16 protein-coding genes are annotated in these 19,233 nt (G+C 72.6%); 9 read left to right on the top strand and 7 right to left on the bottom strand.

The features are described from left to right. Positions 1-217: 217 nt before the first annotated feature. Entirely contained in the window at positions 218-538 is a 321-nt protein-coding gene (locus Mco01_RS12260; RefSeq protein ID WP_232326598.1) for a DUF3817 domain-containing protein, read from the bottom strand. Positions 539-560: 22 nt separating this feature from the next. Then, positions 561-1,427: an SURF1 family protein gene (locus Mco01_RS12255; protein WP_204057017.1), complete on the bottom strand. Its 867-nt coding sequence runs from the start codon at positions 1,425-1,427 to the stop codon at positions 561-563. Positions 1,428-1,567: 140 nt separating this feature from the next. Between Mco01_RS12255 and Mco01_RS12250 the strand changes: the two genes are divergently transcribed. Then, positions 1,568-1,741, top strand: coding sequence for a hypothetical protein (locus Mco01_RS12250; protein WP_204057016.1), 174 nt, complete (start codon positions 1,568-1,570; stop codon positions 1,739-1,741). 141 nt (positions 1,742-1,882) lie between these two features. Then, entirely contained in the window at positions 1,883-3,355 is a 1,473-nt protein-coding gene (locus Mco01_RS12245) for a flavin-containing monooxygenase (protein ID WP_204057015.1), read from the top strand. On the opposite strand, the gene ggt is transcribed toward Mco01_RS12245, so the two are convergent. Then, positions 3,327-5,162: a gamma-glutamyltransferase gene (gene ggt, locus Mco01_RS12240; RefSeq protein ID WP_204057014.1), complete on the bottom strand. Its 1,836-nt coding sequence runs from the start codon at positions 5,160-5,162 to the stop codon at positions 3,327-3,329. The genes Mco01_RS12245 and ggt overlap by 29 nt on opposite strands. A 192-nt stretch (positions 5,163-5,354) precedes the next feature. Here ggt and Mco01_RS12235 point away from each other — a divergent pair, with 192 nt between their 5' ends. Together Mco01_RS12235 and Mco01_RS12230 are read left to right on the top strand one after the other, a co-directional pair. Then, complete coding sequence (locus Mco01_RS12235; RefSeq protein WP_239103549.1) at positions 5,355-6,515, top strand: sensor histidine kinase; 1,161 nt, start codon at positions 5,355-5,357, stop codon at positions 6,513-6,515. Next, positions 6,512-7,174, top strand: a complete 663-nt coding sequence (locus Mco01_RS12230) for a response regulator (protein WP_036327719.1) — start codon at positions 6,512-6,514, stop codon at positions 7,172-7,174. Before Mco01_RS12235 ends, Mco01_RS12230 begins: the two co-directional genes overlap by 4 nt. A 7-nt stretch (positions 7,175-7,181) precedes the next feature. On the opposite strand, the gene Mco01_RS39065 is transcribed toward Mco01_RS12230, so the two are convergent. After that, positions 7,182-7,598, bottom strand: a complete 417-nt coding sequence (locus tag Mco01_RS39065; protein WP_275410486.1) for an SDR family NAD(P)-dependent oxidoreductase — start codon at positions 7,596-7,598, stop codon at positions 7,182-7,184. An 81-nt stretch (positions 7,599-7,679) separates the two neighbouring features. On the opposite strand from Mco01_RS39065, the gene Mco01_RS12220 reads away from it, so the two are divergent. The 4 genes from Mco01_RS12220 (at position 7,680) to Mco01_RS12205 (ending at position 14,011) form a co-directional block, all read left to right on the top strand. Continuing rightward, positions 7,680-10,940, top strand: a complete 3,261-nt coding sequence (locus tag Mco01_RS12220; protein WP_204057013.1) for an amidase family protein — start codon at positions 7,680-7,682, stop codon at positions 10,938-10,940. A gap of 308 nt (positions 10,941-11,248) precedes the next feature. Then, a complete protein-coding gene (locus Mco01_RS12215) occupies positions 11,249-11,449 on the top strand; it encodes a hypothetical protein (RefSeq protein ID WP_036327720.1) in 201 nt (66 codons plus the stop codon). Between the two features lies 1 nt (position 11,450). After that, a complete protein-coding gene (locus Mco01_RS12210; RefSeq protein WP_204057012.1) occupies positions 11,451-12,560 on the top strand; it encodes an urease accessory protein UreH domain-containing protein in 1,110 nt (369 codons plus the stop codon). Between the two features lie 38 nt (positions 12,561-12,598). Next, entirely contained in the window at positions 12,599-14,011 is a 1,413-nt protein-coding gene (locus tag Mco01_RS12205; protein ID WP_204057011.1) for a tetratricopeptide repeat protein, read from the top strand. Between the two features lie 58 nt (positions 14,012-14,069). Here Mco01_RS12205 and ald read toward each other — a convergent pair whose 3' ends face one another. Together ald and Mco01_RS12195 are read right to left on the bottom strand one after the other, a co-directional pair. After that, positions 14,070-15,188 carry an alanine dehydrogenase gene (gene ald / locus Mco01_RS12200; protein ID WP_036327724.1) on the bottom strand — a complete coding sequence of 373 codons (1,119 nt, stop codon included), beginning with the start codon at positions 15,186-15,188 and terminating at the stop codon, positions 14,070-14,072. 66 nt (positions 15,189-15,254) lie between these two features. Continuing rightward, complete coding sequence (locus Mco01_RS12195) at positions 15,255-16,637, bottom strand: aspartate aminotransferase family protein (RefSeq protein WP_204057010.1); 1,383 nt, start codon at positions 16,635-16,637, stop codon at positions 15,255-15,257. Positions 16,638-16,925: 288 nt separating this feature from the next. On the opposite strand from Mco01_RS12195, the gene Mco01_RS12190 reads away from it, so the two are divergent. Beyond that, positions 16,926-18,269 carry a M20/M25/M40 family metallo-hydrolase gene (locus tag Mco01_RS12190; protein ID WP_204057009.1) on the top strand — a complete coding sequence of 448 codons (1,344 nt, stop codon included), beginning with the start codon at positions 16,926-16,928 and terminating at the stop codon, positions 18,267-18,269. A gap of 63 nt (positions 18,270-18,332) precedes the next feature. On the opposite strand, the gene Mco01_RS39060 is transcribed toward Mco01_RS12190, so the two are convergent. Next, positions 18,333-19,151 (bottom strand): RICIN domain-containing protein, encoded by an 819-nt coding sequence (locus Mco01_RS39060; RefSeq protein WP_239103551.1) that lies wholly within the window; start codon positions 19,149-19,151, stop codon positions 18,333-18,335. Positions 19,152-19,233: the final 82 nt, after the last annotated feature.

Here is a 19,233-nt window from a genome sequence, read left to right as displayed (position 1 = left end):
GTTCCGGCCGAGGACGACCGCCGCGTTCCGGCCGAGGACGACCGCCGCGTTCCGGCCGAGGACGACCGCCGCGTTCCGGCCGAGGACGACGGCCGGGGCCGCCCGCTGACGACGGACAGGGCGCCCGCTGGACGAGGGCCGGCTTCCGGGCCGGACGCCGGCGTGGACGGCGCGTGCCCGCCGCCGGGCACGCGCGCACGCCCGCGGCGTGGGGCGGTCAGGCCGACGCGGCGGCGATGCGCCTGCGGACCTGCCCCGTCACGTTGCGCTCCAGCACGAACGACAGGAACGGGATGGTCCCGGCCAGCAGCACGAGGATCAGGTAGAGGATGTTCCAGCGGGCCTTGAGGCCCAGGTTGAGCGCGGCCACCAGGTAGACCATGTACAGGAAGCCGTGGATCGGGCCGACGATCGCGACCATGGCGTCCTCGCCGAAGCCGTACTTCACCACCATTCCGGCGCAGAGCACGAGCAGCATCACGCCGACGATGTACGCCATGACGCGGTAGAACTTGAGCGCGGATTCCACGTCGATCATTACCTCTGCTGGGAGATGGTCATCACACGATATCCGGGCCCGCCGGCGGTCCGTCCGGCGGCGCGGTGCGGCGCGGGGAGCCGGCGAGGGCAGGGTCCCCCGCCTCCCGGGCCGCGGGCTCGGCTGAGTCGGCGGACGCGCCCGCCCGCCGCGTCCGGACGTGGTCCCGCACGAAGTGGAACCACATGAAGACGGCGAAGACCGCGAAGATCCACCACTGGGCGGCGTACGCGAGGTTGCGCCAGTTGAACCCCACGCCCTCCGTCGGGGGCGGGACGGCGACGAAGCGCGCGGAGCCCGGCGGAGTCTGGGCGGTCGCGACGACGAACCCGTCCCGCAGACGCGCGTCCGGCCACAGGTTGATCAGCTCCGCCGTCGAGACGGTGGCCACCTGGCCCGCCGGCAGCGGGCCGGTGCGCTGGATCTCGTCGCTCTGCTCGGCGGGCTGAAGCCGTCCCGTCACGGTCACCGGGCCCGCGGGGACGGCGGACACGGGGTCGCCGGCCTTCTGCACCCAGCCGCGTACGACGGGGATCTCGGTGCCGTCCGCCAGGCGCAGCGGCGTGAGCAGCCAGAAGCCCCGGCCCGCCGCGGCGCGGCCGCCCGGGGCTGTGGCATCGGGCAGCCGGTCGGCCACCAGGAGCTGCGACGCGGCGTCGTACGTCCCCTCGGCCGTCACCCGCCTGCTCGCCGCGGCGGTCGTGATGTGCCGCCCCACCTGGGCCAGCTGGGCCACCGGGACGGGCACGGGGTCGGCCGCCAGCTTCGGCTTGCCGGACGCCTCGAAGACGCCGAGCTGCCAGCGGCCGAGCAGCGTGAACGACACGAGCACCCCGATCACCAGCAGGTGGAGCGCCACCAGCCGGGGAGCGAACAGGGTGCGGAACATGGTTACACGCTATCCGGCGCGCGCCGCGGTCCCGAACCCGGAGGCGGTGAGAGCAAAGCCCTGATCGGCCCCGATTCACACAAACGTAAAATCCGACAAATCGGCTTCGCCTGGTCTCGCCTCTCGCTAGAGTTTGCGCCATGTCCGACCCTCAGATCGACCCGGCGGGGAACACCCAGGCGTTCCGGGCCTTCGCACAGCAGCAGGACGCGACGTCCTCCACCGAGAAGCCGTCCCGCCTGCCGGTCTGGCTCGCCGCGGGCGTGGCCGTGGTGATCGTCCTCGCTGTGGTGGCGTACCTCCTGGTCCGCTGACATACCTGTGCCAGCCGCCGACGACCGCGCCCGTCGGCGGCTTTGTCATGCCCCGGCCCGATCACCGGGCGCCTGGGCTGGACCGGCGCCTCTTCGTCACCTAATTTGGACCCGAGATCCAATAGGGAATGAGGGGGTCGCATGCCCAGTCCCGGTATCACGATCATCGGTTCGGGCTTCGCCGGGCTGTGCATGGCGATCAAGCTCAAGGAGGCCGGTTACCACGACTTCGTGATCCTGGAGAAGGACGGCGACCTGGGCGGCACCTGGCGCGACAACACCTACCCCGGGTGTGCCTGCGACGTGCCCTCGCCGCTGTACTCGTTCTCCTTCGAGCTCAACCCCGGCTGGTCGCGGCTGTTCTCCCCCCAGCAGGAGATCTGGGACTACCTGCGCGCCTGCGTCGACAAGTACGGCCTCGGCCCGCACATCCGGTTCGGCGCGCAGGTGTCGTCGCTGGAGTACGACGACGAGCGTGCCACGTGGCGGGTGTCCACGGCGGACGGGGACTCCTTCGAGACCCACGCGGTCGTCTCCGGCATCGGCGCCCTGCACGTGCCCTCGCTCCCCGACATCCCGGGGCGGGACCGGTTCACCGGCACGGCCTTCCACTCGGCCCGATGGGACCACTCCCGCGATCTCACCGGCGCACGGGTCGCCGTCATCGGCACCGGCGCCTCGGCCGTGCAGTTCGTGCCGGTCGTGGCGCGGCAGGCGGGCCGGCTGACCGTCTTCCAGCGCACGCCGCCGTGGATCCAGCCCAAGCCCGACGTCGAGATCCCCGAGCGCATGCGGCGGGCCCTGCGGACGCCCGTCGCCGCCCGCGCGCTGCGCGACACGATCTACTGGCTGCTGGAGACCCGGGCCGTCGGGTTCACCATCGACCCGCGCCTGATGAAGGTCCATCGGCGGATGGCCGAACGGCACCTCGCCGCCCAGGTCGCCGACCCGGCGCTGCGGGCCAGGCTGACCCCCGACTACACGATCGGCTGCAAGCGCATCCTGCTGTCCAGCGACTACTATCCCGCTCTGACCAGGGAGAACGTCGAGCTGGTCACTGACCGGGTGACCGAGATCAGGGAACGGTCGATCGTCGACGCGACCGGCAGGGAGCACGAGGTCGACGTGATCGTCTACGGCACCGGTTTCAAGGTGGTCGACGCGCTCAACGAGCAGCGGATCATCGGGCGGAACGGCCTCAAGATCCAGGACGCGTGGCGCGACGGCGTCGAGGCGTACCTGGGGGTCAGCACGGCCGGTTTCCCCAACCTGTTCTTCCTGCTCGGCCCGAACACCGGCCTCGGCCACACCTCGGTCGTGTTCATGATCGAGGCCCAGGTCCGGTACGTCATGGACTGCCTGCGGCTGCTGTCGCGCACCGGGGCGAGGGCCGTCGACGTGCGGCCGGGGGCCCAGCGCGCGTACAACGACCGCCTCCAGCGGCGGCTGGACCGGCTGGTGTGGACCGAGGGCGGCTGCACGAGCTGGTACCTCGACGAGCACGGCAAGAACCGGACCATCTGGCCGGGCTTCACCTTCGAGTACTGGGCGCGCACCCGGAAGGTGAAGCCCGAGGCCTACGAGCTCATCCGTCCTTCCCCGGCGCGGAGCTGAGGACGAGGGCGGACCCGCCGCCCCGCCGTGCGGGCTCCGCGACCGCCTGGACCCGGCCGCCCCCGAGGAACTCCAGCCCGGTCGCCGCGCCGATCTCGCCGACCGGCGGCCCGGGGGCCAGGGACAGCGTGTGGCCGAGGGCCGTGAGCTGTTCGCCGTACCGGTCGATGAACGCCTGCTCGGCCTGCGTCGTGGCCGTGTTGCGCTGCGAGCCGCGCGGCGCGGCGATCGCGTCGGGCAGCGACATGCCGAAGTCGAGCCGGTTCACGAGGATCTGCAGCACGGTCGTGATGATCGTCGCGCCGCCGGGCGAGCCGACGGCCAGGAACGGCTTGCCGCCCTTGAGCACGATCGTGGGCGCCATCGACGAGCGCGGGCGCTTGCCGGGGGCCGGGAGGTTGGGGTCGCCCGGCGCGGGCCCGAAGGTGAAGTCGGTCAGCTCGTTGTTGAGCAGCACCCCCCGGCCCGGCACGACGATGCCGTTGCCCCCGGTCTGCTCGATGGTGATGTTGTAGGCCGCGACGTCGCCCCACCGGTCGGTGACGACGAGGTGGGTGGTCTCGGGCCCCTCCGGCTTCTCACCGGGAGCGGCGGGAACGGCCGCCGCCGAGGGAGACCCCGAGGGCGAGGGGCACGGGCCGTACGAGCCGTCGGGCGTGCCGGGCGCGGCCGGGTGCGGCATGGCCCGCGGGCCGATCAGGCAGGCCCGCTCCTTGGCGAAGCCGTCCGACAGCAGCTGCCCCAGCGGCACGTCGACGTACGCCGGGTCGCCCACGTACGCGTTGCGGTCGGCGAAGGCCAGCCGCGACGCCTCCAGGTACTCGTGCAGCCCCACGTGCGGCAGCGCCTCCAGGATCTTCAGCGCCTCGCCGACGGTCGAGCCGCCCGACGACGGGGGCGCCATGCCGTACACGTCGAGACCCTTGTACGCGATCTTCGTGGGCGGCCGTTCCAGGGCCCGGTACGCCCGCAGGTCGGTCAGCTCCATCAACCCCGGCCGGACCACCCGCGTGGCGCCCGGCCGCACGGGCGGCCTCTTGACGGTGGCCACGATCTCCTGGCCGAGCCCGCCGCCGTAGAGCCATTCCGGGCCGCGGGAGCCGAGCTCCCGGTACGTCCGGGCCAGGTCGGGGTTGCGGAACACGGACCCGACGGCCGGCGGCTGCCCGCCCGGCAGGTAGAGCGCGGCGGTGGACGTGAAGTCCGCGAAGCGGGCCGCGTTCTGCTGCACCTGGTCGTGGAAGGTCTGGTCGACCGTGAACCCCTTCTCGGCCGTCTCGATGGCCGGGCGCAGCGCCTGCTTCAGCGGGATCGTGCCGTATCTGCGCAGCGCCAGGTCCCACTGCGCCACGCTGCCGGGCACGCCGGCCGACAGCCCGCTGGTCACCGCCTCGTCGAACGACAGGCCCTCGAATACGGACGAGGTCATGGCGCGCGGCGCGGTCTCCCTGCCGTCGATCGTGGTCACCTTCCGGTGGCGGGCGTCGTAGTAGACGATGAAGCCGCCGCCGGTGAGCCCGGCCGAGAACGGCTCGGTGACGCCGAGCGTGGCCGCCCCCGCGACCGCCGCGTCCATGGCGTTGCCGCCCCGCGCGAGGACCTTCAGCGCGGCCGTGCTGGCGTCGAGGTCGACCGTGGCGACCGCCCCGCCGTACCCCTCGGCCACCGGCTGCTTCGGGTACGGCTCTCGCACGGCGGCGGGATCGGCGGACGTCCCCCCGGCCCTGTCCGGTACGGCGTACGCGGGCGGCGCCACGAGGCCTGCCAGCGTGACGACTCCCAGTGACGCGACGACGACGCTCCTCATGCCCTGACCTCCACGACGCGAGCGATCACTCCAGCATGACTCACCCGAGTCAAGTTCGGCCCGGGAATGTCCACATTTGGACGCAGTGCTTACCGCCGCGCCCCGGGCGGGCCCGGGTACTCCGTGAGTCGTAGGGGGCTGTGCGGCGACGGGAGGATGCGCTGAGCAGGGGCAATGGCCTACCGTGCGGATGTGCGCACCCGTTCCGCCTGGTTCCCCCGGATGAACACCGCTCTGCCGGTGATCGTGGGGTTCGTCCAGGTGATCCTGTCGCCGGCCGCCCAGCACGCCCAGCTGCACAGCTCATACCTCGGCCGGGTGCCGCTCGACTGGCGCGGGTACGCGCTGCTGCTCGTGGGGCCGGCGGCCATCGCGGCCCGGCGCCGCCACCCCGTCCCGGCCCTCGTCGTCACGATGGCCGCGACCTGCGCCTACCTGCTGCTCGACTTCGCGTACGGGCCGGTCTTCCTGAGCCCCATCGTCGTGCTCTTCGCCGCGGTGCTGTCCGGCCACCGTCTGGCCGCCTGGCTGTCGTCCGTCGCGTTCTTCCTCTTCATGGTGGCCTACTCCATCTGGCTGATCCCCAATCCGCAGGGGATCTTCCACCATTCGGCCATCGCGGCGTACCTGCTGCTCACCCTCGCGATCGCCGAGGTCTGCCGGGTCCGGCGGGAACGGCTGGCCGAGCGCGCCCGGGTGACCGAGGAGGAGTCCCGGCGGCAGGCGAGCGAGGAGCGGCTGACGATGGCCCAGGAGCTCCACGACGTGCTCGCGCACAACATCTCGCTGATCCACGTCCAGGCCTCCACCGCCCTGCACCTGCTCGACGACCACCCCGAGCAGGCGCGGACGGCGCTGTCCACCATCAAGCAGGCGTCCAAGGACGTGCTGACCGAGATGCGCGGCGTGCTGAGCCTGCTGCGGGAGGGCGCGCCGCGCTCGCCCACCGCCGGTCTCGCCAACCTGGCCGAGCTGGCCGAGCGCAGCGGCCTGCCGGTGACGCTGGACGTCACCGGGCACATGAGGCCCCTGCCCGCCGGGATCGACCGGGCCGGCTACCGGATCGTCCAGGAGTCGCTCACCAACGTCTCCCGGCACGCGCCCGGCTCGGCCGTCACCGTCCGGGTGGAGTACGGCGACCGGGACCTGGTCGTCGCGGTCGAGGACGACGGCGCGGGCGGGCGGCCGCCCGAGCAGGGACTCGGCGGCGGCAACGGCATCCCCGGCATGCGGGAGCGGGCCGCCGCCCTGGGCGGCTCGCTGTCCGCCGGTCCCCGGCCGGGCGGCGGCTTCGCCGTGCGCGCGGCCCTCCCCCTGCCCTCCGACTGGACCACCGCGAAGGAGACGACGTGATCCGTGTGCTGCTCGCCGACGACCAGGCACTCGTCCGGGCCGGGTTCCGCGCCCTGCTCGACGCGCAGGACGGCATGACGGTGGTGGGCGAGGCCGCCGACGGCGAGCAGGCCGTGCGGCTGGCCGGGGAGCTGCGCCCCGACGTGGTGCTGATGGACATCCGGATGCCCGGCACGGACGGTCTGACCGCCACCCGGCGCATCGGCGAGGACCCCGCGCTCGACGCCACCCGGATCATCATGCTGACCACGTTCGAGCTGGACGAGTACGTCTTCGAGGCGCTGCGGGGCGGCGCGAGCGGCTTCCTCGTCAAGGACACCGAGCCCGCCGAGCTCATCCAGGCCGTACGGGTGGTGGCGTGCGGCGACGCCCTGCTGTCGCCGGGCGTCACCCGCCGGCTGATCGCCGAGTACGTCGCGCGGGCCAAGGAGCCCGGCCTCGGACGGGGGCTCGACCTGCTGACCGAGCGGGAGCGGGAGGTGCTCGCCCTCGTCGGGACCGGCATGACCAACGACGAGATCGCCGGCGAGCTGTACATGTCGCCCGCGACGGCCAAGACCCACGTGAGCCGGATGATGGCCAAGCTCCACGCCCGCGACCGCGCCCAGCTCGTGGTGATCGCCTACGAGTCCGGCCTGGTCAAGCCCGGGTGGCTCTGACGGGTCGTCACCACGGCACCGGGCCGTCGTCGTCGAAGAAGCCGCCGGTCGGGCCGTCCGGGCCCAGGGTGGCCAGCCGCACCGCGACGGCCGCCCCCTGCGCGGCCGTACGGGACAGGCCCAGCCCCATGTCGCGGGCGAAGTCGGTGTCGCACGGGCCGGGCGCGGCCGCGTTGACGAGGATGCCGTGCGGCCGCAGCTCCTTGGCGTACTGGATCGTCAGCGCGTTGAGCGCCGACTTCGACGGCGGGTAGGCCACCGACGCCGGCCTCTCCTGGAAGTAGTGACCGGGGTCGGTCATCCAGCCCATCGAGCCGGTGCCGCTGGAGACGTTGACGACGCGACCACCGCGGCGCCGTGCTGACGACGGCCGAGGCGGTGAAGCTTGTTGTACGGAGATTAGGACGACTGTCCCAGTTTTCAAGCCGGGAATATCGTGGATATCCGCTGGTAACTGATCGTTTATATGGTCACGCGCACTATCGGTTCCTCAAGGAGCACGTTGGTGCACAAGTTCCGCTTCACCCTCACAGCTCTCCTCACCCTCTCCGTCACCGCGACGCTCACCCCGGCGGCCGCCGCGGCCAAGGACCATCGACCGCCCCTCCTCGATCTGGAAACGCTCACCGGCGCCCAGGCCGAGGCCATGATGGCCAAGGGCCAACTCACCTCCGTGGAGCTCACCCAGGCCTACATCGACAGGATCGCGGCGCTGAACAAGCGCGGCCCGGGGCTGAACGCCGTAACGCAGCTCAATTCGGATGCGCTGAAGGAAGCGGCGCAGGCCGACCGGCAGCGGGCGGCGGGGCACGTCCTCGGGCCCGCGCACGGGCTGCCGATCCTTCTGAAAGACCTCGTCGACGTCACCGGCATGTACACGTCGGCAGGCAACTACTCGCTGCGCAACTCGTTCCCGGCGACGGACGCGGGGATCACCAAGAAGCTACGCGAGCACGGGGTCGTGATCCTCGGCAAGGTCGGCCTGTCGGAGTTCGCCAACAGCTTCGGCAACCAGCCGTCCGGCTTCAGCAACCTCACCGGGCAGGTGATCAACGGGATCGACGCCGACCAGAACCCCAGCGGATCGTCGTCCGGGACCGGCGCGGCCATGGCCGCGGCCCTGTCCACCCTGGGCATCGGCACGGAGACGTCGGGCTCGATCATCAGCCCGTCGAGCACCCAGAGCCTCGTGGGACTGCGGCCCACCGTCGGGCTCGTCCCGGGGTACGGCATCGCGCCGATCAGCGCGTCGCAGGACACGGCGGGGCCGATGACCCGCAGCGTGTCGGACGCCGCGATGACCCTCGCCTCCATCGCCGGCCCCGATCCGGGCAGCGACGCCGAGTACAGCGCGATCTTCGGATCCGACTACCTGGCCACCGGCGTCATCCCCACGCCGCCGGCGCAGGTGCCGGACTACATGGCGGCGCTGGACGTCGGCTTCGTCAAGGGCAAGAAGATCGGCTACAACGGCACGCTGACGGACGGCAGCCCGCTCAAGATCGCATACGACGCGCTGGTCGCCGCGGGCGCGATCATGGTGCCGCGGCCGACCGCGACGATCGGCACGCTGCCGAGCCTGCCGAGCGGGTACGAGCAGCACAAGACGATCGACGAGTACTACAAGCGGCTCGGCCCGCAGGCGCCCATCCAGTCGCTGGTCCAGGAGGTGGCCGATAACCAGGCCAATGCCCAGCAAGCACTGAAATACGGCAACAACAACCACGTCACCGCCTCGCTCGCCGACATCACCCCCGGCGGAGCCAACGAGGTCGCCTACCGGAAGAACCTGCCCATCCGCAAAGCGGCCTGGCACAAGGCCATCGACGACATGATGACCTACACCAACTCCGACCCGGCCCAGCCCGCGGACCCCGTGATCGCGATCCTCGGCAGCGTCCCGAACGGGCCGCAGGCCGGGTACCCCTCGATCACGATCCCGATGGGATACGCCGCCACCACCCGCCGCGCGCTCAATGTCCAGGTCCACGGGAACGCGTACGACGAGTACAACCTGATCGGCGTCGGCTACGTCATCGAGCAGGCCACCCACCTGCGCCAGACGGCCGGTTCGGTGAATCCGAGCATGTACCGCTGCGCGGAGACGGTCCCGGCCGAGCCCTTCGCGGAACGCGGGCACTGCAACCCCGGCTACGACACCATCATGCGCATGCTCGGCAAGGCGCCCAATCCGCTGCCGTTCTCGCTGGAGACGGAGTCGGCGCAGAGCCTGGCCGCCAGGCTGGCCGCCGGCACGCTGACCTCGGAGGACCTCGTCAAGGCGTACCTCTATCGGATCGCGCTGACGAACGCCGAGGGACCGGCCACCCAGGCGGTGCGCTCGATCAACCAGGACGCCATCAAGGAGGCCCGTGCGGCCGACCGCGAGCGGGACAAGGTCGACAGGGACAAGAAGGGCAAGAAGTCGCCGCTCGGGCCGCTTTTCGGCCTCCCCGTGCTGCTCAACGACGGTTTCGACGTGGACTCGCTGGCGACGACGGGCGGCTCGATCGCCCTGCAGGACCTCCAGCCGGGCCGCGACTCCACGGTCGCCGCCAAGCTCAAGGCCGCCGGGGCCATCATCCTCGGCAAGACGAACATCTCCGAGCTGAACGGCGTCTTTGACGCGAACATGCCGAAGGGGTACTCCTCCCTCGCAGGTCAGGTGCTCCTGCCCTCCGACACCGACAAGACCCCGGCGGGTTCGTCCGGTGGCTCGGCGGCGGCGACGGCGTCGGGACTGGCGGCGTTCACCCTCGGCATGGAGACGTCCCCCGACTCGGCCCAGCTGGTGGCCCCCGCCGACGCGGCGGGCGTCGTCGGCCTGAAGCCGACGGTCGGGCTGGTCAGCCGCACCGGCGTCCTGCCGGTCGCCCGGTCGCAGGACGCGCCCGGGCCGATAGCCCGCACGGTGTACGACGCGGCGAGCGCGCTCACCGCGATCGCCGGGCCCGACCCCGCCGACCCGGCGACGGCGAGCGCGCCCGTCAAGGACTACACCGCGGGTCTGTCCACGACCGCACTGCAAGGCAAGAAGATCGCCGTCGTGGCGAGCGCGGCCGCGCCGTACCCCGAGATGGTGACCGCCCTGCAGACGCTCGGGGCCACGACCACCCAGGTGACGATCGGCGTGCCGAGTCCCGACCCGGCGAGCGTCGTGCCGAGCGAATTCAAGCGCGATCTGAACACCTACCTGTCCGGCATCCGGCGCGGCTCCGGAGCCCGGTCACTGCAGGCGATCATCGACTACAACAACGCCAACCCGGTGGAGGGGCTGAAGTATCAGCAGGGTCAGCTTCTCGCCGCCCAGGCGGTCGACCTGTCCGACCCCGCCACCGGCGCGGCGTACACGGCTGACCTGGAGGCGGGCAGGGCGTCCAACCGGGCGTTGATCGACGCCATCCTCGGCAACGGAACGCCCGGCGACAAGTCTGATGACTTCGACGCCGTCATGGTGCCGAGCGGCAGCGCGCTCGTCGGTTACGCCGACCGCGCGGGCTACCCGGTGCTGACGCTTCCCGCGGGGTACGGCGCCACGGCCAGCTCCGCGGGCCACAACCCGATCGGTGTCACGCTCGTCGGCACGGCATTCAGCGAGTCGACCCTCCTCGCCGACGGCTACGCCCTCGAACAGGCGACGAACGTCCGCCTCGCCCCGAGTTACACCAACCCGAGCATGTGGCGGTGCGTGCCCGGCAGCACCTTCTTCACCGGGGAGCTGTGCAACCCCGGCGACCGCCTCCTCGAGTCCGGCTCCGGCCACTGACGCTTCACCTCCAAGGGCCCGCGCCTCGACCGGCGCGGGCCCTGCCGTGTCCATCACACGGCCGGCTTCGGTGCGGCGCCGGCTCAGCCGGTGATGCTGGGCCTCGGTCGACCGGGCTCGGGCCGGTCTGCGCCCCCCTCTTAACGCTCTGACGTGGGAGGAGTCCACGACAGCGCGGGAGAAGTCGAGGGCGTCGGCGGCAGCGGACGGCCACACGAGTGTCCCCGGCGGGCACCGAACTGTTACTGGTCGTCCCTGAACGGCCACCGTACGTTGCGAGAAACGGCACCCGTTCGGAGGAGGACTCCGTGAAGTCCATCGCGCGTTTCTGCGGCAACTGCAGCTGCGGCTGTCCCGAGCTGTTCGTGGACATGGCCGCCCCGGCCGAGCGGCAGGTCGTCATCACCGACGACTTCGGCCAGAAGGTGGAGATGAGCATCGACCAGCTCGGCTCGCTCGTGGAGGCGGCGAAGACGGGGGCGCTGGACGACCTCGCGCTCGCCCGCTGACGTGAACCCGGCCGCTCTGTTCGCCGGCGGGCTCGCCGCCGGCCTGGCCACGGGCACGGCGTCGTGCGCCGCGGTGCAGGGCGGCCTCCTCATCGGCGTCGTACGCCCGGCGCCGCGCGCCGCGCCCTCCGCCTGCGACTGCGGCCACGACGCCGCCGACCGGCCCGGCCTCCCGGACGATCCGGGGGGCCGGGAGGCAGGGCCCTCCGGCGGCCCGGCCGCCGCACCGGGGCGGGCGGCGGGCCGTCTGGAGCGCGGGGACGTGGCGGCCGTAGCGGCGTTCATCGCCGGGAGGCTCGCCTCCCACGCCGCGGCCGGGGCCCTGCTCGGGCTCGCCGGCGCCGCCGTGCAGATCGGCCCGAAGGTGCGGGCCGATCTGCTCGTCGCCGCCGGGATCGCCGTCCTCACCCTCGCCGTCCGCCTCCTGCGCCGGCGCGGCGCGCCCGGGTGCGCCGCCCACCCGCCCGCTCCCACGGGCCGCGCGCCGGACCGGACCCTCCCGCGCGCCCTCGCGCTGGGCCTCGCCACGATCCTCGTCCCGTGCGGGGTGACGGTCGGCCTGGAGGTCGTGGCCGTCTCCACGGGCAGCGCGCTCGGCGGCGCGGCGGTGCTCGCCGGGCTCGCGGCCGGCACGTCTCCCGTGTTCGCGGCGCTCGGCCTGCTGGCGCGCGGCCTCGCCTCGGCCCGGCTGGCGGCCCTGGCCGGTGCCGCGGCGCTCGTCGCCGGGCTCGTCACGGTCGCATCCGGCCTGCGGCTCGGCGGCTGGCTGCCGGACCTCGGCTCCCCCGCCTCCGTGGGGCGCGCCGTCGCCGGGCCGGACGGCACACAGCGCGTCACGGTCTGGGCGACCGGCGACGGCTTCCGGCCGGGCGTGGTGAGCGCCGCGGCCGGCCGTCCCGTCGAGATCCTGTTCCGGACCGCGGACAACCGCGGCTGCACCCGCACGCTCTCGATCGAGGACCGCGACGTCGTCCTGCCCGTGACCGGCGAGCGGTCCGTGCGGCTGCCCGCCCGCCCGGCGGGGCGGTTGCGCTATGCGTGCGGCATGGGAATGTACGTGGGTTTCATCAGCTTCGAAGGGTCATCACTCGGCCAAAGGTCTTCGCAATAACCCTCCGTGACGGCATGGTCACATGCGAATCTGTGCGCATGACATTAGTGGGAGCAACGGAGGCGGCACCGGCGTGGCCCGGGTTCCCGGTCCCGCGCGTCCCCGAGCCCGGGGACCCCGCGGAGGCGCGGCTGCTCGCCACGGCCACGGAGGGCGACGCGGGAGCGGCCCACCTCCTCGGCCGCCTGTACGCGGAGCGCGGCGACCGGGCGGCGGCCCGGCAGTGGTGGGAGCGGGCGGCGGGCGCGGGCCACGTCGACAGCGCCTACAACCTCGGTGTCTGGCACGAGCGGCACGGCACCTCGGAGGAGGCCGTCGCCTGGTTCGAGCGGGCCGCCAGGACCGGCGACGCCGACGCCGCCACCCACCTCGCCACCCTGCTGCTCGACCGCTGGGGCGACGTGCCGGGAGCGCGGCACTGGTTCGAGCGGGCCGCGGAGGACGGCTCCCGCCACGCCGCCCACCGGCTCGCGCTGCTGTGCGAGGACGCCGGAGACGGCACGGGCGCCCGCCGCTGGCACCGCCGGGCGGCCCTCGACGGCGACCTGAGGTCGGCCGGCGACCTCGGCTTCCTCGGCTACGCCGCGGGCGACGCGGAGGAGGCCCGGCACTGGTGGGAGTACGCGGCCCGGGGCGGCGACGCCGCTGCGGCCCACCACCTGGGCCTGCTGCTGGAGGCCACCGGAGACGCCGAGGGCGCAGAGACGTTCTACCGGCTGGCCTTCCGGGCCGAGCACCCGGGCGCGGCGTACCGGCTCGGCGGCATGGCCCTGGCCGGCCAGGACGTGCGCACCGCCCGCGCCTGCTTCGAGCGCGCCGCGCGCGGCGGCCACCGGGAGGCCCGGCGGATGGCCGGGGTGACGTGCCTGGAGCTCGGCGACCGCCTGGCCGCGGCCCACTGGTTCGGCCGGGCCGCGGAGGCGGACGACCCCGAGGGGGCCTACCACCTGGGGCTGCTGCTGGTCGCCGAGCACAACGACCTCAAGGGCGGGGTGCACTGGTTCCGCCAGGCGGCGGCGCGCGGCCACTACCGGGCCGCCATGGAGCTGCGGACGCTGCTGTCCCTCATCGGCCGGTCGCCGGACGCGGAGCCGTGCCTGCTCGACTCCCCCCCGCCGTACTGGGACCGTCCCGCGGACCCCGAGACGGCGGCGCGGGCGGAGCTGGCCGCCGCCACGTCGGGACGGCGGGGCGACGCGGCGCCGGACCCGGCCGATCTGGCGGAGATCCTCGGCACCTGGGACGCGGTCACCCGCGGCATGCCGGAGGGGGCCGACGCCGTCGCCTGGGTGGCGGAGGCGAGCGGCCTGCACGCGTCCGCCGTCGGCCACCTCGGCTCGGTGCGGGCGGCCCTCCTCACCCCCGGCACGGGCCCGTGGCCCACGGCCGCCGAGGTCGAACACCTCCTGGGCACCGCGCGCGACCTGCGCAGACGACTCGACGTCCGCTGACGCGCGAACGCGAGACCGCCGCCGCGCCGAAGGGCACGGCGGCGGTCTCCGCGTCGGATCAGGCCGCGGCGAGGACCTCGGCGGCCGGGGTGTACGGCAGGTCGTGCGCCACCGCGACGGGCTCGTTGGTGAGCACGCCGGCGTGGGTGTTCAGGCCGAGCCGCAGGGCGTCGTCGGCACGCAGCGCGTCCCGCCACCCCTTGTCGGCCAGCTTCACCGCGTACGGGAGGGTGGCGTTCGTCAGCGCGTACGTGGACGTGTTGGCCACCGACCCCGGCATGTTGGCCACGCAGTAGAAGATCGAGTTGTGCACCCGGAACGTCGGGTCGGCGTGCGTGGTCGGGCGGGAGTCCTCGAAGCAGCCGCCCTGGTCGATCGCGATGTCCACGAGCACCGAGCCCGGCCGCATGCGGGAGACCAGCTCGTTGGACACGAGCGTCGGGGCCTTGGCGCCGGGGATGAGCACGGCGCCGATGACGAGGTCGGCCTCCAGCACGGCGCGCTCGATGGCGTACGAGGTCGACACGATCGTCTTCAGGCGGCCCTGGTAGACGGCGTCGATGAAGCGCAGCCGGTCGATGTTCACGTCGAGGATCGACACGTCCGCGCCCATTCCGACGGCGATCTGCGCCGCGTTGAGGCCGGAGACGCCGCCGCCGATGACGACGACCTTGGCCGGCGCGACGCCCGGGACGCCGCCGGGCAGCACGCCGCGCCCGCCGTTGAAGCGCATCAGGTTGTAGGCGCCGACCTGCGGGGCGAGGCGGCCCGCGACCTCCGACATCGGCGCGAGCAGCGGCAGGGCGCCGCCGGCCTGGACCGTCTCGTACGCGACGGCGGTCGTCCCGGCCTGGAGCAGGGCGTCGGTGCAGGGCCGCGAGGCGGCCAGGTGGAGGTAGGTGAACAGGACCTGGTCCGCGCGGAGCCGGTGGTACTCCTCGGCGATCGGCTCCTTGACCTTGAGGATCATCTCCGACTCGCCCCAGACGTCGTCGGCGCGCTCAACGATCTTGGCGCCGGCGGCGAGGTACTCCTCGTCCGTGATGTGCGAGCCGAGGCCCGCCCCCTGCTGGACGGTGACCTCGTGGCCGTGGCGGACGAGCTCGTGCACGCCCGCGGGAGTCGCGGCGACGCGGTATTCGTGGTTCTTGACCTCGGCAGGCACGCCGATCTTCATGGAACAGGTCCTTTCAGGATTCCCGGCGGCCGGGCCGAGGCGGGGCCGGCCGCCGGGCGCATTCGGTCAGAGACGGGCCCACGCCTCGGTGAGCACCGAACGGAGGATCGACTCGATCTCGTCGAACTCCTTGGGGCCGCAGATGAGCGGCGGCGCGAGCTGGACGACCGGGTCCCCTCGGTCGTCGGCCCGGCAGTACAGCCCGGCGTCGTACAGGGCCTTCGACAGGAAGCCGCGCAGCAGCCGCTCCGACTCCTCGTCGTTGAAGGTCTGCTTGGTCGACTTGTCCTTGACGAGCTCGATCCCGTAGAAGTAGCCCGACCCGCGTACGTCGCCCACGATCGGCAGGTCGAGGAGCTTGTCCAGGGTGGCCCGGAAGACCGGCTCGTTGGCGGTGACGTGGCCGAGCAGGTCCTCGCGCTCGAAGATGTCGAGGTTGGCGAGGGCCACGGCGGCCGACACCGGGTGGCCGCCGAAGGTGTACCCGTGCGCGAACGACTCCGTGCCGCTCTTGAACGGCTCGAACAGCCGCTCAGAGGCGATCATGGCGCCGATGGGCGAGTACCCGCTGGTCAGGCCCTTCGCACAGGTGATGATGTCCGGCACGTAGTCGAACTTCTGCCCGCCGAACATCGTGCCGAGGCGGCCGAAGGCGCAGATGACCTCGTCCGACACCAGCAGCACGTCGTAGGCGTCGCAGATCTCCCGCAGGCGCCGGAAGTATCCGGGCGGCGGCGGGAAGCAGCCCCCGGCGTTCTGCACCGGCTCGACGAAGACGGCGGCCACGGTCTCCGGGCCCTCCATCTCGATGGCCTTGCCGACCTGGTCGGCGGCCCAACGCCCGAAGGCCTCGGCGTCCTTCTCCATGCCGGGGAAGCCGCTGATCTCGTCGGCGCGGTACAGGTTCGTGTTGGGGGCCTTGAGCGCGCCGGGGACGAGCGGCTCGAACATCTGCTTGAGCGCGGGGATGCCGGTGATCGACAGGGCGCCCTGGGGAGTGCCGTGGTAGGCGATGGACCGGCTGACGACCTTGGTCTTCATCGGCTTGCCCTGGGTCTTGAAGTACTGCTTGGCGAGCTTCCACGCCGACTCGACGGCCTCGCCGCCGCCCGTGGTGAAGAAGACCCGGTTGAGGTCGCCGGGGGTGAGGTCCGCGAGCCGGGCGGCCAGCTCCGCGGCCTTCGGGTGGGCGTACGACCAGAGCGGGAAGAACGCGAGCTCCTGGGCCTGCTTCGCCGCGGCCTCCGCGAGCTCGGCGCGGCCGTGGCCCACCTGGACCACGAACAGCCCGGCCAGGCCGTCGAGGTACCGCTTGCCGTGGATGTCGTAGACGTAGGCCCCCTCGCCCCGCACGATCATCGGCACCTCGGCGTCCTCGTAGGAGCTGTGCCGGGTGAAGTGCATCCAGAGATTGTCCTGTGCGGCCTTGAGAACGTCGGGGCGCGTCATCGCAACCTTCCCTAAGGTGATCCGTGCTGTGGACAGTGTGCATGCCACTTCTGCGTTTTGCCAAGTGATTACGTGGTGTCACTCTGCAAGAAGTTCGGAATCCGCGATATCGGGTTGTAACAGCAACGAAATCCGTGACCGTACATTGGGAGCGTCCAGACCCTGCGCAGCCCCTGCTGCGGCCGGTCCGCCGTGCGTCCCCGGCGACCTCGTCCCGCCGTGTGGTGCAATGGGGTCCGACCAGCAGCTCACAACGTCGTGAACAACGCATATCCGGGAGAAAACGCCGTGACACCCGAGGAGATCGAGAGCGCCGTCGAGGCGGGGATGCCGCAGACGGTCGAGGACCTCACGAGGCTGGTGACCATTCCGTCCGTGGCCTTCCCCGGCCACGCGGAGGCGCCCGTCCTGGAGGCCGCGGCCCTCACCGAGCGGCTGCTGCGCAGCGCCGGCCTCCCCGAGGTCCGGCAGATCCCGGTCGAGGGCAGCTACCCGGCCGTGTACGGCGAGGCGCCCGCGCCGCCCGGCGCGCCCACCGTCCTCCTCTACGCGCACTACGACGTGCAGCCCGCGGGCGACACCGCCCTGTGGCGCACGCCGCCGTTCGAGCCCACCGTGGTCGACGGCGCGATGTACGGCAGGGGCGCGGCCGACGACAAGAGCGGCGTGATGACCCACGTGGCGGCGCTGCGCGCCTTCCAGGGCCGGTTCCCCGTGGGGATCAAGGTCATCGTGGAGGGCCAGGAGGAGTACGCCGGGGAGCGCCTGGAGGATTTCGTCGAGGCCAACCCCGAGCTCGTGCGGGCCGACGCCATGGTCATCGCCGACTGCGGCAACCCCAGGGTCGGGGAGCCGGCGCTCACCACGTCGCTGCGCGGGATGGCGGCGTTCACCGTCGAGGTCCGCACGCTGGCCGAGGCCGTGCACAGCGGCGCGTTCGGCGGCGCCGCCCCCGACGCGCTGTCGGCGCTGATGCGCATGCTGACCGCCATGCACGACGACAACGGCGACGTCCGGGTGCCGGGCCTGGCGCGCGGCGTGTTCCCGGGCGCGAGCGACTCCGAGGACGAGTTCCGCGCGACGGCGGGAGTGCTCGACGGGGTCTCCCTCGTCGGCACCGGCTCGCTCGCCGACCGCCTCTGGGCGTCGTACGCGATCACCGTCACGGGGCTCGACGTGCCGACCGTGACGGGCGCGATCAACGCGGTCCAGGCGGTCGCCCGGGCGCGGGTCACCGTCCGCATCCCGGCCTCGGGCGACGCCAAGACCGCGCTCAACGACGTGACCGGTTACCTGGAGAAGGTCGCGCCCTGGGGCGTCAAGGTGAGCTTCAGCGACTTCGTCACGGGCTCGGGCTTCCAGGCGGGGGCGGAGGGCCCGGCGCGCGGCGCGGTCGAGCGGGCGCTGGAGCGCGCCTTCGGCCGGGCGCCGCGCCAGGTCGGCCAGGGCGGGTCGATCCCGCTGGTCGCCACCCTCGCCCGCCGCTTCCCGGCGGCCGAGATCCTGCTGTACGGCGCCGAGGACGAGGGCGCCGCCATCCACGCCCCCAACGAGCGGGTCGACCTCGAGGAGCTCCGCCGGATCATCACGGCCGAGGCGCTCTTCCTCGCGGAGTACGGCGCGGGCCGTTAGGCGTCCACGAGGGAGGGCCCGGCGGCCTGGGGGACCGCCGGGCCCTCTCTCATCGGCGGGGCGTCACCGGTAGGTGATGTCGGACGCCGAGTAGATGCAGTTGACGCCGTCCGCGCCGCTGCCGATCTTCGTCGGCTCGCTGCCCTTCGGCACGCCCTTGTACTTGTCGCAGATCGAGATCTCGCGGCTCGGGTCGTTCACGATCGTGATGTTCGAGAAGCGCGCCGTGTCGCCCCAGTTGGTGTTGATGCCGGCCAGGGCCTTGCCGGGCGAGGTCGCGGTGACGTTGGAGATCACGACGTTCCGCTGGTAGGAGTTCCCACAGTTGCCGCAGCCGCGGTAGTCGCCCATGTTCCCGGTCGCGTAGTAGCGCTTGAGGCCGCCGTCCACGGTCCCGGAGACGCTGATCGTGCTGCTCACCGCCTGGGAGCCGTTCGCGCCCGGCCATCCGCCGGACGGCGGGGGCGACGTGGGCGTGGGCGTGGGGGTCGGCGTGCGCGTCGGAGTGGGGGTGGGCGTCCCGGTCGGGATCGACCCGGCGGGCTGCAGCGTCCACCGCTTGCTGGTGACCGAGTCGCAGGAGTTCTGCTGGACCGGCGCGCCCGCCGCGGTCGAGCTGTCCATGACGTTCAGGCACTTGCCGCCGTTGGCGTCGACCACCTGGTAGGTCGAGCCGCTCACGAGGGTGAGCTGCCAGGTCTGGGAGGCCGCGCCGGTGCACGTCTCCTGCTGGACGGCCTTGCCGGCCGAGGTCGAGGCGTCCCTGACGCCCGCGCACTTGCCGCTGTGGGCGGCCGCGAGGCGGAACCCGCCGCCCTGCGCCCGCCAGGTTCCAGGTCTGCTCGGCCACGCTCGCGCAGCCCCGCTGGTCGAGCTGGTCAGGAAGTAGCGCAGATCACAGGCCGTCCGGCAGGTCTTCCCGCCATTCGGCGTTACGCTTTTTGTGCCGACTGGTCAGTTCAAA

The organism is Microbispora corallina, from assembly GCF_016863035.1.
Taxonomy (GTDB): domain Bacteria; phylum Actinomycetota; class Actinomycetes; order Streptosporangiales; family Streptosporangiaceae; genus Microbispora; species Microbispora corallina.
This window is presented reverse-complemented; position numbering and strand designations above follow the sequence as displayed.